Source organism: Arthrobacter sp. Dra40 (assembly GCF_059091905.1).
Map to the genome: position 1 here is coordinate 1 of NZ_JBNHHB010000113.1, position 17,418 is coordinate 17,418.

Annotated in this window: 14 protein-coding genes and 1 pseudogene; 11 read left to right on the forward strand and 4 right to left on the reverse strand. The window is 67.6% G+C overall.

Annotated elements, in window-relative coordinates; all coding sequences use genetic code 11:
- The first annotated feature begins 17 nt into the window (after positions 1-17).
- The 7 genes from smc to AC5RWT_RS25710 all read left to right on the forward strand — a co-directional run bounded on the left by smc (position 18) and on the right by AC5RWT_RS25710 (position 9,543).
- Positions 18-3,632, forward strand: coding sequence for a chromosome segregation protein SMC (gene smc / locus AC5RWT_RS25680; RefSeq protein WP_494082654.1), 3,615 nt, complete (start codon positions 18-20; stop codon positions 3,630-3,632).
- An 18-nt stretch (positions 3,633-3,650) separates the two neighbouring features.
- Positions 3,651-4,445, forward strand: coding sequence for an alpha/beta fold hydrolase (locus AC5RWT_RS25685; protein WP_494082655.1), 795 nt, complete (start codon positions 3,651-3,653; stop codon positions 4,443-4,445).
- Positions 4,442-5,143 (forward strand): esterase/lipase family protein, encoded by a 702-nt coding sequence (locus AC5RWT_RS25690; protein ID WP_494082656.1) that lies wholly within the window; start codon positions 4,442-4,444, stop codon positions 5,141-5,143. Before AC5RWT_RS25685 ends, AC5RWT_RS25690 begins: the two co-directional genes overlap by 4 nt.
- 359 nt (positions 5,144-5,502) lie before the next feature.
- Positions 5,503-5,781, forward strand: coding sequence for a hypothetical protein (locus AC5RWT_RS25695; RefSeq protein WP_494082657.1), 279 nt, complete (start codon positions 5,503-5,505; stop codon positions 5,779-5,781).
- The gene (gene surE / locus AC5RWT_RS25700) at positions 5,778-6,557 is read left to right on the forward strand and encodes a 5'/3'-nucleotidase SurE (RefSeq protein ID WP_494082658.1); all 780 of its coding nucleotides are present in this window, start codon (positions 5,778-5,780) and stop codon (positions 6,555-6,557) included. The genes AC5RWT_RS25695 and surE overlap by 4 nt, the downstream gene beginning before the upstream one ends.
- Before the next feature lie 41 nt (positions 6,558-6,598).
- The gene (locus AC5RWT_RS25705) at positions 6,599-9,064 is read left to right on the forward strand and encodes a molybdopterin oxidoreductase family protein (RefSeq protein WP_494082659.1); all 2,466 of its coding nucleotides are present in this window, start codon (positions 6,599-6,601) and stop codon (positions 9,062-9,064) included.
- Positions 9,061-9,543, forward strand: coding sequence for a hypothetical protein (locus AC5RWT_RS25710; RefSeq protein WP_494082660.1), 483 nt, complete (start codon positions 9,061-9,063; stop codon positions 9,541-9,543). Before AC5RWT_RS25705 ends, AC5RWT_RS25710 begins: the two co-directional genes overlap by 4 nt.
- A 43-nt stretch (positions 9,544-9,586) precedes the next feature.
- Here AC5RWT_RS25710 and AC5RWT_RS25715 read toward each other — a convergent pair whose 3' ends face one another.
- From AC5RWT_RS25715 to AC5RWT_RS25725, 3 genes are all read right to left on the reverse strand, one after another.
- Complete coding sequence (locus tag AC5RWT_RS25715) at positions 9,587-10,054, reverse strand: GatB/YqeY domain-containing protein (RefSeq protein WP_494082661.1); 468 nt, start codon at positions 10,052-10,054, stop codon at positions 9,587-9,589.
- Positions 10,055-10,131: 77 nt separating this feature from the next.
- A complete protein-coding gene (locus AC5RWT_RS25720; protein ID WP_494082662.1) occupies positions 10,132-10,866 on the reverse strand; it encodes a glutamine amidotransferase in 735 nt (244 codons plus the stop codon).
- 115 nt (positions 10,867-10,981) lie between these two features.
- Positions 10,982-12,163 carry a CHAD domain-containing protein gene (locus tag AC5RWT_RS25725; protein ID WP_494082663.1) on the reverse strand — a complete coding sequence of 394 codons (1,182 nt, stop codon included), beginning with the start codon at positions 12,161-12,163 and terminating at the stop codon, positions 10,982-10,984.
- Positions 12,164-12,255: 92 nt separating this feature from the next.
- On the opposite strand from AC5RWT_RS25725, the gene ftsY reads away from it, so the two are divergent.
- Positions 12,256-13,464: a signal recognition particle-docking protein FtsY gene (gene ftsY, locus AC5RWT_RS25730; protein ID WP_494082667.1), complete on the forward strand. Its 1,209-nt coding sequence runs from the start codon at positions 12,256-12,258 to the stop codon at positions 13,462-13,464.
- Between the two features lie 88 nt (positions 13,465-13,552).
- Here the strand turns inward: ftsY and AC5RWT_RS25735 are convergent, their stop codons facing one another.
- Positions 13,553-14,818, reverse strand: a complete 1,266-nt coding sequence (locus AC5RWT_RS25735) for an MFS transporter (RefSeq protein WP_494082664.1) — start codon at positions 14,816-14,818, stop codon at positions 13,553-13,555.
- A 247-nt stretch (positions 14,819-15,065) separates the two neighbouring features.
- On the opposite strand from AC5RWT_RS25735, the gene AC5RWT_RS25740 reads away from it, so the two are divergent.
- The 3 genes and pseudogenes from AC5RWT_RS25740 to AC5RWT_RS25750 all read left to right on the forward strand — a co-directional run.
- Positions 15,066-16,388, forward strand: coding sequence for an ammonium transporter (locus AC5RWT_RS25740; protein WP_494082665.1), 1,323 nt, complete (start codon positions 15,066-15,068; stop codon positions 16,386-16,388).
- Complete coding sequence (locus AC5RWT_RS25745) at positions 16,385-16,723, forward strand: P-II family nitrogen regulator (protein ID WP_494082666.1); 339 nt, start codon at positions 16,385-16,387, stop codon at positions 16,721-16,723. The genes AC5RWT_RS25740 and AC5RWT_RS25745 overlap by 4 nt, the downstream gene beginning before the upstream one ends.
- 427 nt (positions 16,724-17,150) lie before the next feature.
- Positions 17,151-17,418, forward strand: a pseudogene (locus AC5RWT_RS25750) (hypothetical protein); the annotation flags it as partial.

Genomic DNA, 17,418 nt, shown 5'->3' on the forward strand with positions numbered 1-17,418 from the left:
GCCGCGGGAGACACAACGTGCATCTTAAATCTCTGACTGTGCGGGGCTTTAAGTCTTTTGCGTCGGCGACGACCTTCGACTTCGAGCCCGGCGTCACGGCAGTGGTCGGTCCGAACGGCTCCGGCAAGTCCAACGTGGTGGACGCCCTCGCCTGGGTCATGGGGGAGCAGGGCGCCAAAACACTGCGCGGCGGCAAGATGGAGGACGTCATTTTTGCCGGCACGGCGGGACGGCCCCCGCTGGGGCGCGCACACGTGTCGCTGACCATCGACAATGCCGACGGCGCCCTTCCGATCGAATACTCCGAAGTCACCATTTCCCGCACGCTGTTCCGCACCGGCGGGTCCGAATACGCCATCAACGGCAGCAGTTGCCGGCTGCTGGACATCCAGGAACTGCTCTCGGACTCCGGCCTGGGCCGCGAGATGCACGTGATCGTGGGACAGGGCCAGCTGGACAAGGTACTTCACGCCACGCCCGAAGACCGCCGCGGCTTCGTGGAAGAAGCTGCCGGCATCCTCAAGCACCGCCGCCGCAAGGAAAAAACTGTCCGAAAACTCGAGTCCATGCAGGCCAACCTGCAGCGGCTCACGGACCTCACCGGTGAAATCCGCCGGCAGCTGACGCCGCTGGGCAAACAGGCAGAAGTGGCCCGCCGTGCCCAGCAGGTCCAGTTCGAGGTCCGTGACGCCCGTGCCCGCCTCCTGGCCGACGAACTGGTGGAGCTGAGCACCTCCCTGGCGCAGGAAGTGGCGGACGAGGCCGCGCTGAAAACCCGGCAGGCCGAGGTGGAAAAGACTTTGGAGTCAGGGCGCCGCCGGCTGGCCGAGCTGGAGCGGCTGGCGGCCGAAGCCACGCCGAAGCTGAATGCGGCACGCGACACCTGGTACCAGCTCTCCTCCACCCGCGAACGCTTCCGGGCCCTCGCCAGTCTGGCCAATGAACGACGGCGGCTGCTCGGCTCGGCGGACCAGGAACCGGAGAGCGGTCGGGATCCGGAGATTTTGGAACAGCAGGCAGCCGAGGTCCGCGAGGAACAGGCGGAGCTGGAGTTCGAACTCGAGGACCGCCGGGCAGCGCTGGATGACGCGATTGAAGCACGCGCCGCCGCCGAGCGTGCGGCCCAGGACGAAGAGAAGCGGCTGACCAGCATCCTGCGGGCCGCTGCCGACCGGCGCGAAGGACTGGCAAAGCTGGCCGGACAAGTGGGCGCCGCCAGGTCGCGGGTGGAATCGGCTGAGGCGGAGCTGGGACGGCTGCGGGCATCGATCACCGAGGGCGAGGAACGCCGTCGCCAGGCGCACGCCGAATTCAGCGCGCTGGAGTCCCAGGTGGCCGGGGTGGAAGAAGGCGAAGAAGGCCTCGACGCAGCGTACGAGGAAGCCAGTGATGAACTGGCGGACATCGAGGCGGAGCTGGAGCAGTTGCTGGCCGAGGAACGCGAGGCCGAACGGGAACGCGATGCCCTGACTGCCCGCAAGGAAGCCCTCGAAGTCGGGCTCAACCGGCGGGACGGCAGCGAGATGCTGCTCGCCTCCGGCACCGAGGGTGTGCTGGCACCGCTGGCGGACCTGATCACCGTGGAGCCCGGCTACGAAGCGGCCATCGCGGCAGCCCTGGGTCCGCTGGCAGAAGCAGTCGCCGTTGCCGACCCGGACGCGGCTGTGCGGGCGCTGGAACTGATGAAGGCCGACGACGCCGGCCAGTTGGGCCTGCTGATCGCCGGGGAGTTGGAACAGTTAGCCGGCGCTGCCACGGCCCCGGCGGGAAACGTGCCCGACGGCGCGACTCCGGCGGCCGGTTTGGTCCAGGCCAAGCAGGCCGTCGAAGGCGCGGTCCGCGCGCTGCTGGGCTCCGTCGTCGTTGTCCAGGACCTGCAGGCGGCCGCAGCCCTCATCGCCCACTACCCGGCCCTGACTGCCGTGACCCGGGAGGGTGATCTCTTCACGTCCTGCTCGGCCCGCGGCGGGTCGGCCGGCGGGCCCAGTCTGCTGGAGGTCCAGGCTGCAGTGGACGAGACCGTGCACCGGCTTGACGCCGCCACAGCACGGGCGGAACGGACGAAATTCGCCATTGCCGGCGCCACGTCGCGCCGTGACGAGGCCAAGCTGCGGGCAGATGCAGCCTTGGAACAGCTCCACGAATCCGACGCGCGGCTGGCCGCCGTCGCCGAACGCCTCGGACACCTGGGGTCGGCGTTGCGCTCGGCCACCGGCGAGAGTGAACGGCTGGCCAAGCTGGTGGAAGCTGCCGAGGCGAACATTGTCATTGAGCAGCAAAAGCTGGCCGAGATCACCGAGCGGCTCGGTGCAGCCCAAGCTGCCGATGACGCTCCTGCCGATGCTGAGCCGTCCACCGAACAGCGGGATGCGCTCGCCGCCGCGGCAAGCCAGGCGCGCCAGGCGGAGATGGAAGCACGGCTGGCGCTGCGCTCGGGTGAAGAACAGCTGACCGCCATTGGCAACCGCGCGGCCTCACTGGAACGGGCCGCCGCCACGGAACGGCACGCCCGGGCCCAGGCCGCCGAGCGGGCCCGCAAGCGGCGGCTCCAGGCAGCCAAGGCCTCCGCCGTCGCACAGGGGGCCCGGCAGACGCTGGCCTGGCTGGACGTCTCGGTGGACCTGGCCGAACGGGAACGCGACGAGGCCGAGGAGGTGCGCGCTGCCTGGGAGGCCGAGCTGACCGCGGTACGCTCGTCCACCGACGCGCTCGCCGCCGAACTGCGCGAACTGACGGATTCGGTCCACCGGGACGAACTGGCACGGGCCCAGCAGAAGCTGAAGATCGAGGCCCTGCAGACCCGGTCCATCGACGAGCTGGGCCTGACGCCGGACCACCTGATCGCCGAGTACGGACCGGACCAGCCCGTGCCCGTTGCCACGGCGGCGTCGAACGACAAGTGGGCGGCGCTGCGGGCTGAGGTGGACGACGACGGCAACACAGTCGCCGAGGGTGTGCCGTTCGTGCGCGAGGAGCAGCAGAAGCGGCTCAAGAAGGCCGAACGGGATTTGGCCGCGCTGGGCAAGGTCAACCCCCTGGCGCTGGAGGAATTCGCTGCGCTGGAGGAACGCCACCAGTTCCTGAGCACGCAACTGGAAGACCTCAAGGCCACCCGCAAGGACCTGCTGGACATCATCAAGGAAGTCGACCAGCGGGTCGAACAGGTCTTCACCGAGGCGTACCATGACACCGCCGCGCAGTTCGAGCGGGTGTTCGGCCGCTTGTTCCCGGGCGGCGAGGGGCGGCTGGTGCTCACCAATCCCGAGGACATGCTTAACACGGGCATCGAGGTCGAGGCCAGGCCGGCCGGCAAAAAGATCAAGCGCCTGTCCCTGCTCTCCGGCGGCGAACGCTCGCTCACTGCGGTGGCCCTGCTGGTGGCCATCTTCAAGGCCCGCCCGTCCCCGTTCTATGTGATGGACGAGGTGGAAGCCGCCCTGGACGACACCAACCTGGGCCGGCTGATCACCATCTTCGAGGAGCTGCGCGAATCCAGCCAGCTGATCGTCATCACCCACCAGAAGCGCACCATGGAAGTGGCGGACGCGCTGTACGGTGTAACGATGCGCGGCGACGGCGTAACCACCGTCATCTCGCAACGGCTGGAACATGCAAAGGCACTGGTCGACTGAGGCAGGAAGGCAAGCGAATTGGCGAAAATACCGGGCGAGACCGCCCAGTTGCTGACCATCGACGGATGCGAGGTCCGCATCCGGACGCTCGGCTCCGGGCCCACCGACTTCGTGCTGGTGCACGGCATCGGAGTCTCCGCCCGCTATTTCGAACCTCTCGCGGCCGAACTGGCCCGGCACGCCACCGTGCATTTGGTGGATCTGCCCGGCCACGGCGGCACCGCCAAGCCGGAGCATGCCCTTGCGCTGGTGGACTTTGCCCGGTTGGTCCGCGGCGCCATGGAACGGCTGGACATCGGCCCCGCGGTGCTGGTGGGCCACTCGATGGGCTGCCAGGTCGTCGTCGAACTGGGTCTGGCCTACCCGGACGCCGCGACGGCCATGGTGCTGCTGGCGCCTACGGCCAACCGCCGGGAGCGCACCGCCTGGCAGCACGGCCTGCGGCTGTTCCAGGACTCTTTCCGGGAACCGCTGACCGTGGACATGATCGAAGTCACGGATTACCTGCGCTGCGGGCTGCGGTGGTATCTGAAGACGTTGCCGGCGATGCTCGGCCAGGCGCTCGAGGAGCGAATCGCCGGGGTGCAGGTGCCGGTGCGGATCGTCCGCGGTGACCGAGATCCGATCGTGCCGCTGGACTGGTGCCAGGAGCTGGCAGATGCCTGCCCCGACGCCACGCTGGACAGCATTGCCGGCGAGGCGCACGTGATGATGTTCCGTTCACCCGGCCCGGTCGCCCGGCTGTGCCTGGCACCGGCGGCACCGGACGGCGATGCTCCCGGCGGTGACACCGCCATCGGCGGCCGGCAGTGACCAAGCTGCTCCGCGCCTTGCGGCTGGGCCGGGGCTGGCTGCTGGACTACGCCTACATCGGCTACCAGCAGGTGAGGGGGTTCTTGGCCCGGACCGGCCCGGCACAATACCGGGAGGCTGGACGGCACGGCGCGGACCCCGTCGTCGTCATTCCAGGCATCTACGAGTCCTGGAAGTTCATGCGCCCGCTGATTGAGCACGTGCACGGCCGCGGGCACCCGGTGCACGTGGTCGAGCCGCTGGGCTACAACGTGGGCAGCGTGGAGCGGATGGCCCGCATCGTCGGTGACTACCTGCGCGGGCAGGACCTAACCAACGTGACCATCATTGCGCACAGCAAGGGCGGGCTGATCGGCAAGTACGTGATGACGACGGCGGAGTCAGCCGGGCGGGTGAACCGCATGGTGGCGATCGGGACGCCCTTTTCCGGTTCCCGCTATGCCTCCTTCGCCCTGACGCCGATGGTCCGGGCGTTCTCGCCGAACAACCGGGTCGTGCAGCGGTTGCTGGCCAACCTGGACGTTAACCACCGGATCGTGTCGGTTTACAGTGCCTTCGACCCGCACATCCCCGGCGGCTGCCGGCTGGACGGCGCCGTCAACATCCGGCTGGAGACCACCGGGCATTTCAAGATCATCGCCGAGGCCCGGGTCCGGCAGATCATCGACTGCGTGTTGGCGGGCCGCACCCCGGAATGACACGGTCAGCTGCCTCCCCTGGGGGCCCTGACCTTGGCCGGAGCGGTGCGTTTCGAGTGGATGTTGTGAACTGCACGTCCGCTCCTTTTTTCCGGCCGATGACAGGCCGGCTGCGCGTACCCCCGCCCTGGCGGCGACCAAGCCCCGGAGCCGCAGCCCGAAGACAGTTCTGCAGCCACCATCATCCCGGCGGGGATGGCAGCCGTGGTCTGTCAGCCCATTGTCGGAGGTTCCGATGAACGTTAGGGTCGAAGCCAAAGCCAAAGCCACTGCATACGGAAGCGGGCCATCGAGCCACAGCCGGTCGCCCGGGCGAAGGAGGCATCCATGGCTAAATGCCGTTTCGAAGGAGGCCAGCAATGGGCTCCGTAGTCATCTTCGCTCCCTCACCCGGCCTGACGGTGACGGTAGAGAACGTGGACGGCGCCGTCGACATCCACTTCCACGCCGGCGGCCAGGGCGTCTGGCAGGCGCGGATGCTGGCGGCCCTCGGCGCCTCCGTCATGATGTGCGCCGTGTTCTCAGGCGAGAGCGGCAGCGTGATCAGGCATTTGATCGAGGACGAAGGCGTCCGGGTCCTTGCGGCAGACCGGCAAGCCAGCCCGGTGGAGCTGGCGCAGAAGGTCCAGGAACAATGAACAAGCCGAAGATGGTTCTGATCACCAACGACGACGGGATTGACTCCCCGGGACTGCATGCCTTGGCGGCAGGGGCGCTGGCAGCCGGGCTGAACGTAACGGTGGCGGCCCCGGTAACGGAGGCCAGCGGCAGCAGTGCGTCCATCACGGCGCGCGAGGACGAGGGCCGCATCCGGATTGAGCGGCGCACGCTGGAGGGTCTCGAATCCGTGCCTGCCTACGCTGTGCACGGCTCACCGGGGTTCATCGCGATGATCGCGCCGCACGGTGCCTTCGGGGAAGCGCCGGACCTGGTGCTGTCGGGCGTGAACCGCGGCGCGAACGTGGGACGGGTGATCCTGCACTCCGGCACCGTCGGCGCGGCCCTGACCGCCGGCGTGAACGGCCGTCGGGGGATGGCTGTTTCCCTGGACACCGGGCTGGACCCGGCGCACCTGAACTGGGAGACCGCTGCCCGGCTGGCCACCGGGTTGCTGCCGTACCTGATGGAGCAGGAAGCCGGTACTGTCCTCAACCTCAACGTGCCCAACGTGAACGGAACCGACCTGCCTGAATACCGGACCGCGACGCTGGCGGAATTCGGCATCGTGCAGACGACGATGGCCGAGCGCGGCGACGAGGACCTCCGGCTGGCGATCGCGGACAGTCAGGAGCACGCACCGCCGGAGAGCGATTACGCGCTGCTGGCCGCAGGCTACGCCACGGTCACCGGCATCCAACCGGTCACGGAGAGCAAGCTGCCGGACCTTTCCGCTGTGACCCCGCAGCAATCCTGAAGGACACCCTTTCCTGAAGTACCAAGGCAATCGGAGGCGTGATGGCACGCATAGACCGAATAGCAGAACCATGGGGCACCCGAACCCCGTACCCCGCGGGCGGGGACTGGCCGGTCCGGGTGGACATGCATCTTGAGGAGGGGCTGGACCCTGGCGGCGTCGACCGGTGGGTCCAGACGGCCTCCATCCTCCACTCGAACGGCGATGCCCTGGACATCGCCGTCAAGGACGGCAGGATTGCCGGTGTCCGCGGCCGCGCCGGGGACCGGGTCAACCACGGACGGCTGGGGCCCAAAGACCTGTATGGCTGGCAGGCAAACGCTTCCCCCGATCGGCTGACCGCACCGCTCATCCGGGAGAAAGGGAAGTTGGTCGAAACGGACTGGGACACTGCCATGGACCGGATCGTGGGCCGGACCAAGGAACTGCTGGACGAACAGGGCGCCAGCGCGATTGGCTTCTACACCACCGGTCAGCTGTTCGCCGAGGAGTACTACACCCTGGGGCTGGTAGCCCATGGCGGCTTGGGCACCAACCACGTGGACGGCAATACCCGGTTGTGCACGGCGACCGCCGCCGAAGCCCTGAAGGCGTCCTTTGCCTGCGACGGCCAGCCGGGCTCGTACACCGACGTCGATCATGCCGACGTCATCGCCCTCTACGGGCACAACATGGCCGAGACCCAGGTGGTCCTCTGGTCCCGGGTGCTCGACCGGCTGGCCGGTGCCAACCCACCGAAGATTGTCTGTATCGATCCGCGCTCCACGCCCGTGGCGAAGGCCGCAACGGTTCATCTTGCGCCCCGGCCGGGCACCAACGTTGCGCTGATGAACGCACTGCTGCATGAAATCATTTCCAACGGTTGGGTGGACCATGAGTACATCAGCGCCCATACGGTGGGTTATGACGAGCTGGAGAAGCGGGTGCAGGAGTATCCGCCTGAGCTCGCGGCCGGCATTTGCGATGTCCCGGTGGAAAAGATCCGGGAAGCGGCGCGGATCATGGGCCAGGCCGAGCGGCTGCTCTCCACCGTGCTGCAGGGGTTCTACCAGTCCAACCAGGCCACCGCAGCGGCCGTGCAGGTCAACAACATCAACATCATCCGCGGCATGCTGGGCAAGCCCGGCTGTGGCATCCTGCAAATGAACGGGCAACCGACCGCGCAGAACACCCGCGAATGCGGCGGCGATGGCGATCTTCCCGCCTTCCGCAACTGGTCCAACGACGCCCACGTCGAGGACCTGGCCCGGGTCTGGAACGTTGATCCGATGCAGATCCCGCACATGTCGCCGCCCACCCACGTGATGCAAATGATGCGGTACGTGGAGGACGGGTCCATCCGGCTGCTGTGGGTCAGCGGCACGAACCCCGCCGTATCGCTCCCCGAACTTGCGCGGATCCGTTCCGTCCTGCAGCAGGAGCGGCTCTTCCTGGTCGTGCAGGACATTTTCCTGTCCGAGACCGCCCAACTGGCCGACGTCGTGCTGCCGGCCGCGACCTGGGGCGAAAAAACCGGCACTTTCACCAACGTCGACCGGACGGTCCATTTGTCGGAGAAGGCGGTGGACCCGCCCGGGCTGGCCAAACCCGACCTGGACATTTTCCTGGACTACGCCAAGCGGCTGGACCTGCGGGACAAGGACGGCGGCCCACTGGTGAAATGGGACGACCCGGAATCGGCGTTCGAGGCGTGGAAGGAATGCAGCCGCGGCCGGCCCTGTGACTACACGGGACTGACCTACGACAAACTGCGCGGCAGTTCGGGCATCCAGTGGCCCTGCAACGAAGAGAATCCGGAGGGAACGGAACGCATCTACACGGACGGCAAGTTCTGGGGCGCTCCCGACTACTGCGAAAGCTACGGCAAAGACCTGCTGACCGGCGCCCCTCTGGAAGCGGATGAGTACAAAGCGATGAACCCGGAGGGCAAAGCCGTCATCAAGGCGGCAGGTTACCTGCCGCCGCATGAAATGCCTGGCCAGGAGTTCCCGCTGCAGCTCATCACCGGCCGCACTCTGTTCCACTTCCACACCCGGACCAAGACAGGACGTGCGCCGCAGCTGCAGGCGGCGGCTCCGGAGGTCTGGGTGGAGATGTCCCAGGCCGACGCCGCAGCCTACGGCATCGCGGAGGGCGATCTGGCCGAGGTGACGACGCCCCGTGGCTCGGTGCGGGCGCAGGTGCGCATCAGCGGCATTCGGGACGGAGTCCTCTTCCTTCCCTTCCACTATGGCTACTGGGATACCCAGGGCGGCTATGGGCCCGACGGCGCCGGGCGGGCGGCCAACGAACTGACGATGACCGACTGGGATGCAGCCTCCAAACAGCCGATCTTCAAGACGGCCGCCGCCCGATTGGAGAAGATCGGGACCGGCGAGGGACCAGCGCCGGCTCCCACCAACACGGCTTCAGCTCCCGTAGGGGCGGTAGCCAAGCCGACGACCGGCAGCGGCGACGCCGGCGTGGACGAAGAGCTTGCGGCGGCCACCCGGGGAGGACAGTCATGAAGATCGGACTGGTACTGCACGAGCTCCACCGATCCGAAAACGACTTGGCACACGAACTGCTGCAGGTCTCCGAACGGCACAAAGTGGACCATGAGATCTACCACCTCGGCCGCGATTTGGCCCGCTGGTCCCAGCAGCATGTGCGGGAGATCGCCGACATTGGCAAGCAGTACGGCCAGAACCTGGATCCGGAGCCCCGGGACGAGGCGGCGCTGGCGGAACGGCTACGTGAAAAGGGGAGTGAACTGCTGGGCCGCCGGAGCGACGTCGCGCTGCTGCTGCTGCGCGACCTGCGGCAGATTTACCTGCAAGCCTCCGGGGTGTCCACGGATTGGGAAATGCTCGCCCAAGCGGCCCAGGGCATCAAACACACCGACCTGCTGGAGGTCACCCAGCGGTGCCACCCTGAGACGCTGCGCCAGATGCGCTGGGCCAACGCGAAGCTCAAGGAGTCCTCGACCCAAATCCTGGTCAGTTGACCGAGCCGCCGGCCATTTGGCCGGGATGCACGGGAGGGGCCGGCTACTGCTGGGCGAGCCGTCCGCGGACCATCTCGCTGACGGCTTTTCCGTCGAAGCGGCCGGCAACCTTCTCGGCGACCGGCTTCATCACCGCTCCCATCTGGCGCATGGACAGCTCCACGCCGTCGGCCTTGAGCCCGGCGATGGTTTCATCAACGATGTCCGCTACCTCGGCCTCGGTCAGCGGCTTGGGCAGGTACGCCTCGATGACTTCGGCCTCAGCGGATTCCGCCGCGGCCCGCGCTTCTTCTCCGGCTTCCGTGTAGATACGGGCAGTATCGCGTCGCTTGGCGGCCTCCTTCTGCAGCAGCGCAGTGGTCTGGGCATCATCGAGCTCCACCGGGGACTTGCCGGACTTTTCCTTGGTGGCAATTTCACCCAGGATGTTGCGCACGGTGGTCAGCGCCCTCTTGTTGCCTGCCTTCATGTGGGCAACGACGTCGGCCTGCAGTTGCTCTTTCAAACTCACGTAAGTTCCTCGCTTCGGTGTGGTGATGCAGGGTGGTGATGCGGTGTGTAGGTGTGGTGTGATGCGGTGTGCCGGTGTCAGGGGGCGGCGTAGCGGGCCACAAAGTTGCGCAGTATCCGCTGCGGAACCGTCACCGAGTGTCCGCGGACCTGTTCCATGACGGCGTCTGCCTGGTCCGGCGGGAAATAGCCGGCGTCGCGGTAGATCCAGATCCGCGTCAGCAGGCCCTCGCCATCGAGCTCGGCATGGAACTGCGTGGCGTAGAGGTTTTCCTGCAGCCTGAACATCTGGTTCGGGCAGTGCTCGGACCCCGCCAACCGGACCGCGCCGGAGGGCAACACCGAACAAGCTTCCTTGTGCCCCACGAAGGCGCTGAACTTCCGTGGTAGGCCGGAGAGCAGGGGATCGGCGGCGCCGTCGTCCGTCAGCACAATGCGCACCTCGCCGATTGGCTCACCGTAGCGCCTGTCCACCACGCCGCCGCGGTGCCTGCCCAGCGTACCCACGCCGTAGCAGGCCCCCAGAAACGGAAAATCGCGGGCGACGACGGTGTCCAGCAGCTGCTCAAGCTCGGCTTCCACCCGCAGCTGGACAGCGGATTTGGCCGCGTCGTCGTCGCTGGAAGTGAAGGGGCTGCCACCCAGGATGATGCCGCTGTAACGGTCCAGATCGATCGCCGGCATCGGCCCGGCCTCCAGCCGTACCCGGTGCAACTGGGCCGGTTCCAGGCCACTGAACCGGGTGAAGGCCGCATACTCCTCATCGGCTGCGGTGTCTTCGGCCCGAGTGGCCAGCAGCAGGAACGGCTTCATGCGTCGATCGTACAGTCGCTGCGGCGCTCGCCGGTACGGCATGTGCCGGGGCACCGGATCCGGCAGGCCGTAGCTGCCGGCGCCGGCGGTCAGCCGGCTCTGCCGCCGCGTGCGGTCAGACCGGCTTCCACGGTTTGCCCCAGCTCTTCGGTTTGGCCGAGGGAAAGCGGTGCCAGAGCGTTTGGAACTGTGACACTGCTTCCTGGGCCGCCGCCTGTTCCAGGGCGTCAAGACGGCCATAGAGGAAGGTATCCTCCCCGTCGTCGGCTGCCTTGGCCGCCACCCGGCGCAGCAGCTGCCGTGCCACCACGGCATCCTGGTGTTCGCCCAACACACTCTGGATTTCGTGGGCCGCCTGGCCTAGGTCAGCGGCGTCGACGGGGGAGAGCGCCGCGGCCGCTTCGGCGGCATAACGCAACCGTTTGGCCCGTTTGCGGGTTTCGTGCAGCGCTTCTTCGGCCTGTCTCATTTCCTCCGGAGCGGCGAGGGCGGGGCTGGCCGCTGCACGGAGGCGCTTGAACTGCCGCCCCACCAACCGAGGCACGACCTGCCGGGCCGGTTCGGAGGCCAGCGGAGCCAGCGGCGGCTGATCCAGCCAAGCCTTGATGTCCGTCACTAGCCGGCGGTAGCGCTTGCCGTTGAGGGCCCGCACCACCTGCCGGTGTCCAGCGTCCAGCCGCTGCGCCAGTTCGGTGTTCAGACGGCGGACTGCAGGTGCAGTTCCGGGAGTGTCCGGCAATACCGTCCGCTCCATCCGCCGCTCCACCTGCCGGGCCGGATTCGCCGGGGCGTCCCCGTGGGCCCCGTCCGTTCCGGGCCCGTCGTAGTGCTCGTCCGTACCTTTGCCGCTATCCTGCTCGTGGCCCCTGGCATCGCCGTCGCTCTGATCCTCGACGGCGACGGCCAGCAAGCGCCCCAGGCGTTCGGTCAGCACCTCAGCATCCCTGGCAGCAGCCAGTTCGCCAGCGAGCCACTTGAGCTCCTCCTGCAGCCGGTCCGGCGGCGGGTCCAATAGTTTGCGGTAGGCCTTCAATACCGAGCGCATCCGGCGGGTCGCGGTGCGCATTTGGTGCACGGCATCCGGGGCGTTGCGCCGGGCAGCACCGGCCAGTTCGGCGAGCTGAAGAAAGTGCCCGCGGACTGCATGCAGCAGCATCCCGGCGGCCGGGCCCTTCAGGCTCGGTTCGGCGCGCGGCGGCAGAGGGGGTGCGACCTGTTCGTGACCGGCCGGCGCGGCGTGATCGTGACCGGCCGGTGCAACCTTCGGCCCGCCCTGGTCCGCGCCTTTGGTGGACATGCCCGCAGTGTACCGCGGATGGTAAACCGTCCTTCGGTGCGGCTGCACGGCGTGTGGTGGCGGCCGGTAGGCTAGACCCCGTGGACGCAACCATGATCATCATTTACGTAGTCATCGCCATCCTCGTCATCGGGTCTGTGGCAACCCTGCTGCTGCGCGGACGCAAAACGCCGCCCGGCACCTACACCACCACGCGGGACGCCAATGACCCGGCCATGCCGCCTGCCGGGGGCGGTACCGGCACCCTGGAAGCGCCCCGCGGACCGGTAAGTCCCGCACCGCCGATTGGTGCCCCGACCGAAGACGAACTGCCGCCGGCCGACGTTGAAATCCCGGAGGACGCCGCCGCGCTGGAGACCATTCCGGTCGAGACGCCGGCACCGGTGCAGGGCCGCCTGACCCGGCTGCGCGCCCGGCTGGTCAAGTCCAACAACGCCCTGGGCAAGGGTCTGCTGGCGCTCCTTGCCAGTGACAGGATTGACGACGACGTCTGGGACGAGATTGAAGAGACGCTGCTGCTGGCCGACCTCGGTACCGAGCCAACCCTGGAACTGGTGGATGCCCTCAAGGACCGCGTGAAGGTGGAGGGCAGCCGCAGCCCTGAGCAGGTCAAGACCATGCTGCGCGAGGAACTGATCAAGCTGGTTGATCCGTCCATGGACCGCTCGCTGGCCGTGATGCGCCATGCCGACCGCCCCGCGGTGATGATGGTGGTGGGCGTCAACGGCGTCGGCAAGACCACCACTGTAGGCAAGCTGGCCCGCGTGCTGGTGGCCGAGGACAAGGACGTGATCCTGGGCGCCGCCGACACCTTCCGCGCGGCCGCGGCCGAGCAGCTGGCCACCTGGGGATCGCGCGTGGGTGTTCCCACCGTCAAGTCCGACATCGATGGTGCCGACCCGGCCTCCGTCGCCTACGAGGCGGTCAAGGCCGGCATCGAGCAGGAAGTCGATGTAGTCATGGTGGATACCGCAGGGCGCCTGCAGAACAAGGTGGGCCTGATGGACGAACTGGGCAAGGTCAAGCGCGTCATCGAAAAGCTGGCCTCCGTAGACGAGGTGCTGCTGGTGCTGGACGCGACCACCGGCCAGAACGGACTGAACCAGGCCAAGGTGTTCGCCGAGGTCGTCAACATCACTGGCATTGTCCTGACCAAGCTGGACGGCACCGCCAAGGGCGGCATCGTCGTCGCCATCCAGCGCAGCCTGGGCGTGCCCGTGAAGCTCGTGGGCCTGGGCGAGGGCGCTGACGACCTGGCCCCGTTCGAAACCGAAGACTTCGTGGACGCGCTACTGAACTAGCCTCAGCCGGTCTATTCCGGCGGACGCTGGATACCGTTAGCCCCGGACGCCGGGAACAGCTGTGACGCGGGCTGTCCGATGCCGCGCGTCAGCCCGCAGCACGTTCCTCCAGGGGCCGGAGCAGCGTCTCGCGGCCGAAGAGCAGCCAGAGGAGCGCGGCCGCCAGCATGATGGCTCCGGTAACCCCGAAGGCCCAGGCATAACTGAGCCGGTCGGCCAGCGCTCCGGCCAGGACCGGGCCGATGATCGCGCCGGCGTCGGTGCCCATCTGGAAGACGGCCAGCACCTTCCCGCCGCTGCGGTCGTTGCCGATGATGTCCGCAACGGCAGCCTGCTGCGCCGGCCCGAGCAGCCCGGAGCCGAAGCCGGCGATGACCGAGGCTGCCACGAACACCGGGACTGACTCGGTGAACCCGATGGCTGCGATTGCCAGCCCGGCCACGGTCAGCCCGGCGATCACCAGGGGACGGCGCCCGGCGGCGTCCGAGAGCCGGCCAGAGAAGGTCAGCGCCAGCGCGTTACCGACGGCGAATACGGCCAAGGCCAGCCCGGCAGTCTCCGGGCCGGCACCAAGCACCGCCGCGGCAAAGAGCGGAATCAGCGCCATCCGGACGCCGAAGGTGGCCCAGCCGTTGGCGAAGGCAGAAATTACGGCAGCGCGGTACCCCGGGTCCGAGAGCGCCTCGCGCAGATCCATCGCCTCGGGAGCTGCGGCGTCGTTGGCCGTGCGGGCTGCGGGTTTCTTGAGCATGACGGCCACGACGGCTGCCGCCACGAGCAGCGCGATGGCATAGACCACGAACGGCATGCGCAGACCGAACCCGGCCAGCAGGCCGCCGGCCACTGGACCGAGGATGCCGCCCATCAGGAAGGTGCCGGCGTAGAGGCTGGACACCCGGCCCCGGCCGTCCGGCGGGGCCAGCCGCAGGATCAGCGCCATGGCCGAAACCGTGAACATGGTGGAGCCGAGGCCGCCCAGGCCGCGGAAAATCAGCAACTGCCAGTAATCCTGCGCCAACGCACAGGCGCCGGTCGACGCGGCGACAATGAGCAGGCCGGTCAGGTAGACCCGGCGTTCACCCCAGCGGCCCACCAGCGCCCCGCCCGCCGGAGCAAAGACCAGCCGGGCGAGGGCAAACACACTGACAATGATGCTGGCAGCGGCGACACCGACGTTGAAACTTGCCGCAAACTGCGGCAGGACCGGGGCCACCAGGCCGTATCCCAAGGCAATCACGAACGCAGCGGCCACCAAGACCTTGATGTCGCGCGGAATTGGCGTCGGCGCCGGTTTGCCCGGACGCTGGTGTCCGGACGGGCGAAACAAACGCGCCGTGCGGCGGAAAACAGGCATGTCAACCAGCGTAGCCCGACCCGCGGCAGGCCCCGTGCCGACGCCGGGCCGCGCACCGCCGTCGTACTCTGTGCCCTTTCCGCGGTGCTGCCCGAAACATTTCCGAAACACGCCGGTTGCACGGGTTTTACCTCCGCGGGTTTCTTGTAACGCGACCGCAACGAAGCTTCCGGTTGGCCGAAACACGCCGTCGGCAGTCTGGACTCAGCAGCGGGAACCACCCGCCACAGGACGAGAGGACGTGAAAATGGATCTGTCAGCAGGCCACGTCTGGGTGATGGTTGCGGCAGCCATGGTGCTGCTGATGACACCGGGGCTGGCATTCTTCTATGGCGGCATGACGCGCGCCAAGTCGGCCCTCAACATGATGATGATGAGCTTTTCCGCGGCTGCCCTGGTCGCGGTGGTCTGGGTGCTGTGGGGCTACTCGATGAGCAGCGGCGATTCAGTGGCCCAGCTCTTCGGCAATCCCTTCGCAACCTTCGGCCTGGAGGGGCTTCTCCATACCGAGGGCTTGATCAGTGCCGGCTACGGCGCCACGTTCGCCATCATCACGGTGGCGCTGATCTCCGGTGCCATCGCCGATCGTGCCAAGTTCAGCGCATGGGCAATCTTCGTGCCGGTCTGGGTCACGCTGGTTTACTGCCCGCTGGCCTTCATGATCTGGGGCGGCGGCCTGCTGGGCGCCGAGGGAGCCGTCGGCGCCTGGGCCGGAAAAGCCATCGACTTTGCCGGCGGCACAGTGGTGCACATCAACGCCGGCGTCGCCGGCCTGATCCTCGCCCTGATCCTGGGCAAGCGAAGGGGCTTCGGCAAAGATCCGACGCAGCGTCCGCACAACATTCCGCTGGTCATGATCGGCGCCGCTCTGCTGTGGTTCGGCTGGTTCGGCTTCAACGGCGGTGCCGCCGGCACCGCCGAAGAAGCCGGGCTGATCTGGATCAACACCCTGGCCGCTCCGTCAGCCGCCATGCTGGGCTGGCTGGTGACCGAGCGCATCCGCGACGGCCGCCCCACGTCGCTGGGCGCAGCGTCCGGTGTGGTCGCCGGTCTGGTGGCCATCACTCCGGCCTGTGCCAATGTTTCCCCGACGGGTGCCGTTGGCTTGGGCGTGGCGGCCGGCGTGCTGGCAGCACTGGCGGTCGGACTGAAATACAGGTTTGGCTACGACGACTCGCTGGATGTGGTGGGCGTCCACTTGGTGGCTGGCCTCGTCGGCACGCTGGCCCTGGGTTTCATCGCCCTGCCCGCCGAAGGCGCAGGCGGCGGCCTGTTCTACGGTGGTGGTTTTGCCCAACTCGGGGCTCAGTCGGTGGCGGCTGCGGTCTCCGTCCTGTACTGCGCCATGCTCACCGTGGTCATCGGACTCGCGATTCACAAGAGCGTCGGCTTCCGCGTGACGGACGAGGAAGAAGTCACCGGTGTGGACCTGACGCAGCACGCGGAGTCCGCCTACGAATTCGGCGGTCTGGGTACCGGCGGCGCATTCATCCCGCACCCGGCAACTGATCCCAGCGTTCACAGCACGATCAAGGACCGCAGTGCAATCCAGGAAGGGGTCAACGCGTGAAACTGGTCACCGCCATCATCCGGCCGGAAAAGCTGGACGAAGTCAGAGACAGCCTTGAGAGCTACGGCGTCCAAGGGCTGACCATCAGCCAGGCCAGCGGGTACGGGCGGCAGCGCGGCCACACCGAGGTCTACCGCGGCGCCGAATACACAGTGGACCTGCTGCCCAAGATCCGCGTCGAAGTCCTGGTAGCGGACGAACAGGCCAACGACATCGTTGACGTCCTGGTGGCCACGGCAAACACCGGCCATGCCGGCGACGGCAAGGTCTGGCTCGTGGACGTCCAGGAGGCCGTCCGCGTCCGCACCGGCGAGCGGGGCGAGGCAGCAATTTAGGGCCGCGAGCCCCATCCTGAGGTCAGACCGCGATCGCTCCGGCGTCTCCGGACGCTCCGGCCTCTTGTGGACCCGGTCGCTCCGGTCGCTTGTACAGCGGCGGGAGCGACCGGGTCTTGCTGTTGGCAGGTGTGTGTCCACACTGATCGGGAAGACTATTCACTATCTGGGACGATCAGGAACCTCTGAGACGATCGGGAACGTGCGGAAGATCTGTTTCCCCAATGGCACGGCGTTGGCTGTGGTTGGCATACTGGCCGCCTCGTTCTCAATGGGTCGCTGTCGGGCGGACTGGTTTCTCCGGCATGTCGCCGGCTTGTCCTCCACCCGCGTTGACTTCTCCTCCACAGGCCCGCTTTAGCGGCAGGTTTTGCACTTACGTCGAAGACCCGTTCTACCCCGTGTTCGGGGTGCGTAGCGTTGAAGTATGGCAGCGGAACCGTTGGACGAGGCACAGGAGCCGGAGGAACACTCCGGCCTTCCTGACGTGCCGAACGACGGTGCCGCCGGCCCCGCAGAATCGGCGGGCGGCGGGGTTGTTCCTGATGCCGCCGCGTCGGGTGGCGAGACAGGGCCGGAACCTGCGGCACCCCTGCCTGACGCACCCCTGCCTGCGGCGGGGCTGCCGGCCGGTGAGTTGTGGGCGGAGGATTGGCAGGAGCTGGGGCCGGCGGAACTGGCCGGCCTGCTGGCCG

What these genes read in the sequence shown, in the direction of transcription:
- AC5RWT_RS25695 (WP_494082657.1), top strand. Translation starts at nt 5,503, where the DNA reads ATGGGCTCCGTAGTCATCTTCGCTCCCTCACCCGGCCTGACGGTGACG.
- surE (WP_494082658.1), top strand. Translation starts at nt 5,778, where the DNA reads ATGAACAAGCCGAAGATGGTTCTGATCACCAACGACGACGGGATTGAC.
- AC5RWT_RS25705 (WP_494082659.1), top strand. Translation starts at nt 6,599, where the DNA reads ATGGCACGCATAGACCGAATAGCAGAACCATGGGGCACCCGAACCCCG.
- AC5RWT_RS25710 (WP_494082660.1), top strand. Translation starts at nt 9,061, where the DNA reads ATGAAGATCGGACTGGTACTGCACGAGCTCCACCGATCCGAAAACGAC.
- AC5RWT_RS25720 (WP_494082662.1), bottom strand. Translation starts at nt 10,866, where the DNA reads ATGAAGCCGTTCCTGCTGCTGGCCACTCGGGCCGAAGACACCGCAGCC.
- AC5RWT_RS25725 (WP_494082663.1), bottom strand. Translation starts at nt 12,163, where the DNA reads ATGTCCACCAAAGGCGCGGACCAGGGCGGGCCGAAGGTTGCACCGGCC.
- ftsY (WP_494082667.1), top strand. Translation starts at nt 12,256, where the DNA reads ATGATCATCATTTACGTAGTCATCGCCATCCTCGTCATCGGGTCTGTG.
- AC5RWT_RS25735 (WP_494082664.1), bottom strand. Translation starts at nt 14,818, where the DNA reads ATGCCTGTTTTCCGCCGCACGGCGCGTTTGTTTCGCCCGTCCGGACAC.
- AC5RWT_RS25740 (WP_494082665.1), top strand. Translation starts at nt 15,066, where the DNA reads ATGGATCTGTCAGCAGGCCACGTCTGGGTGATGGTTGCGGCAGCCATG.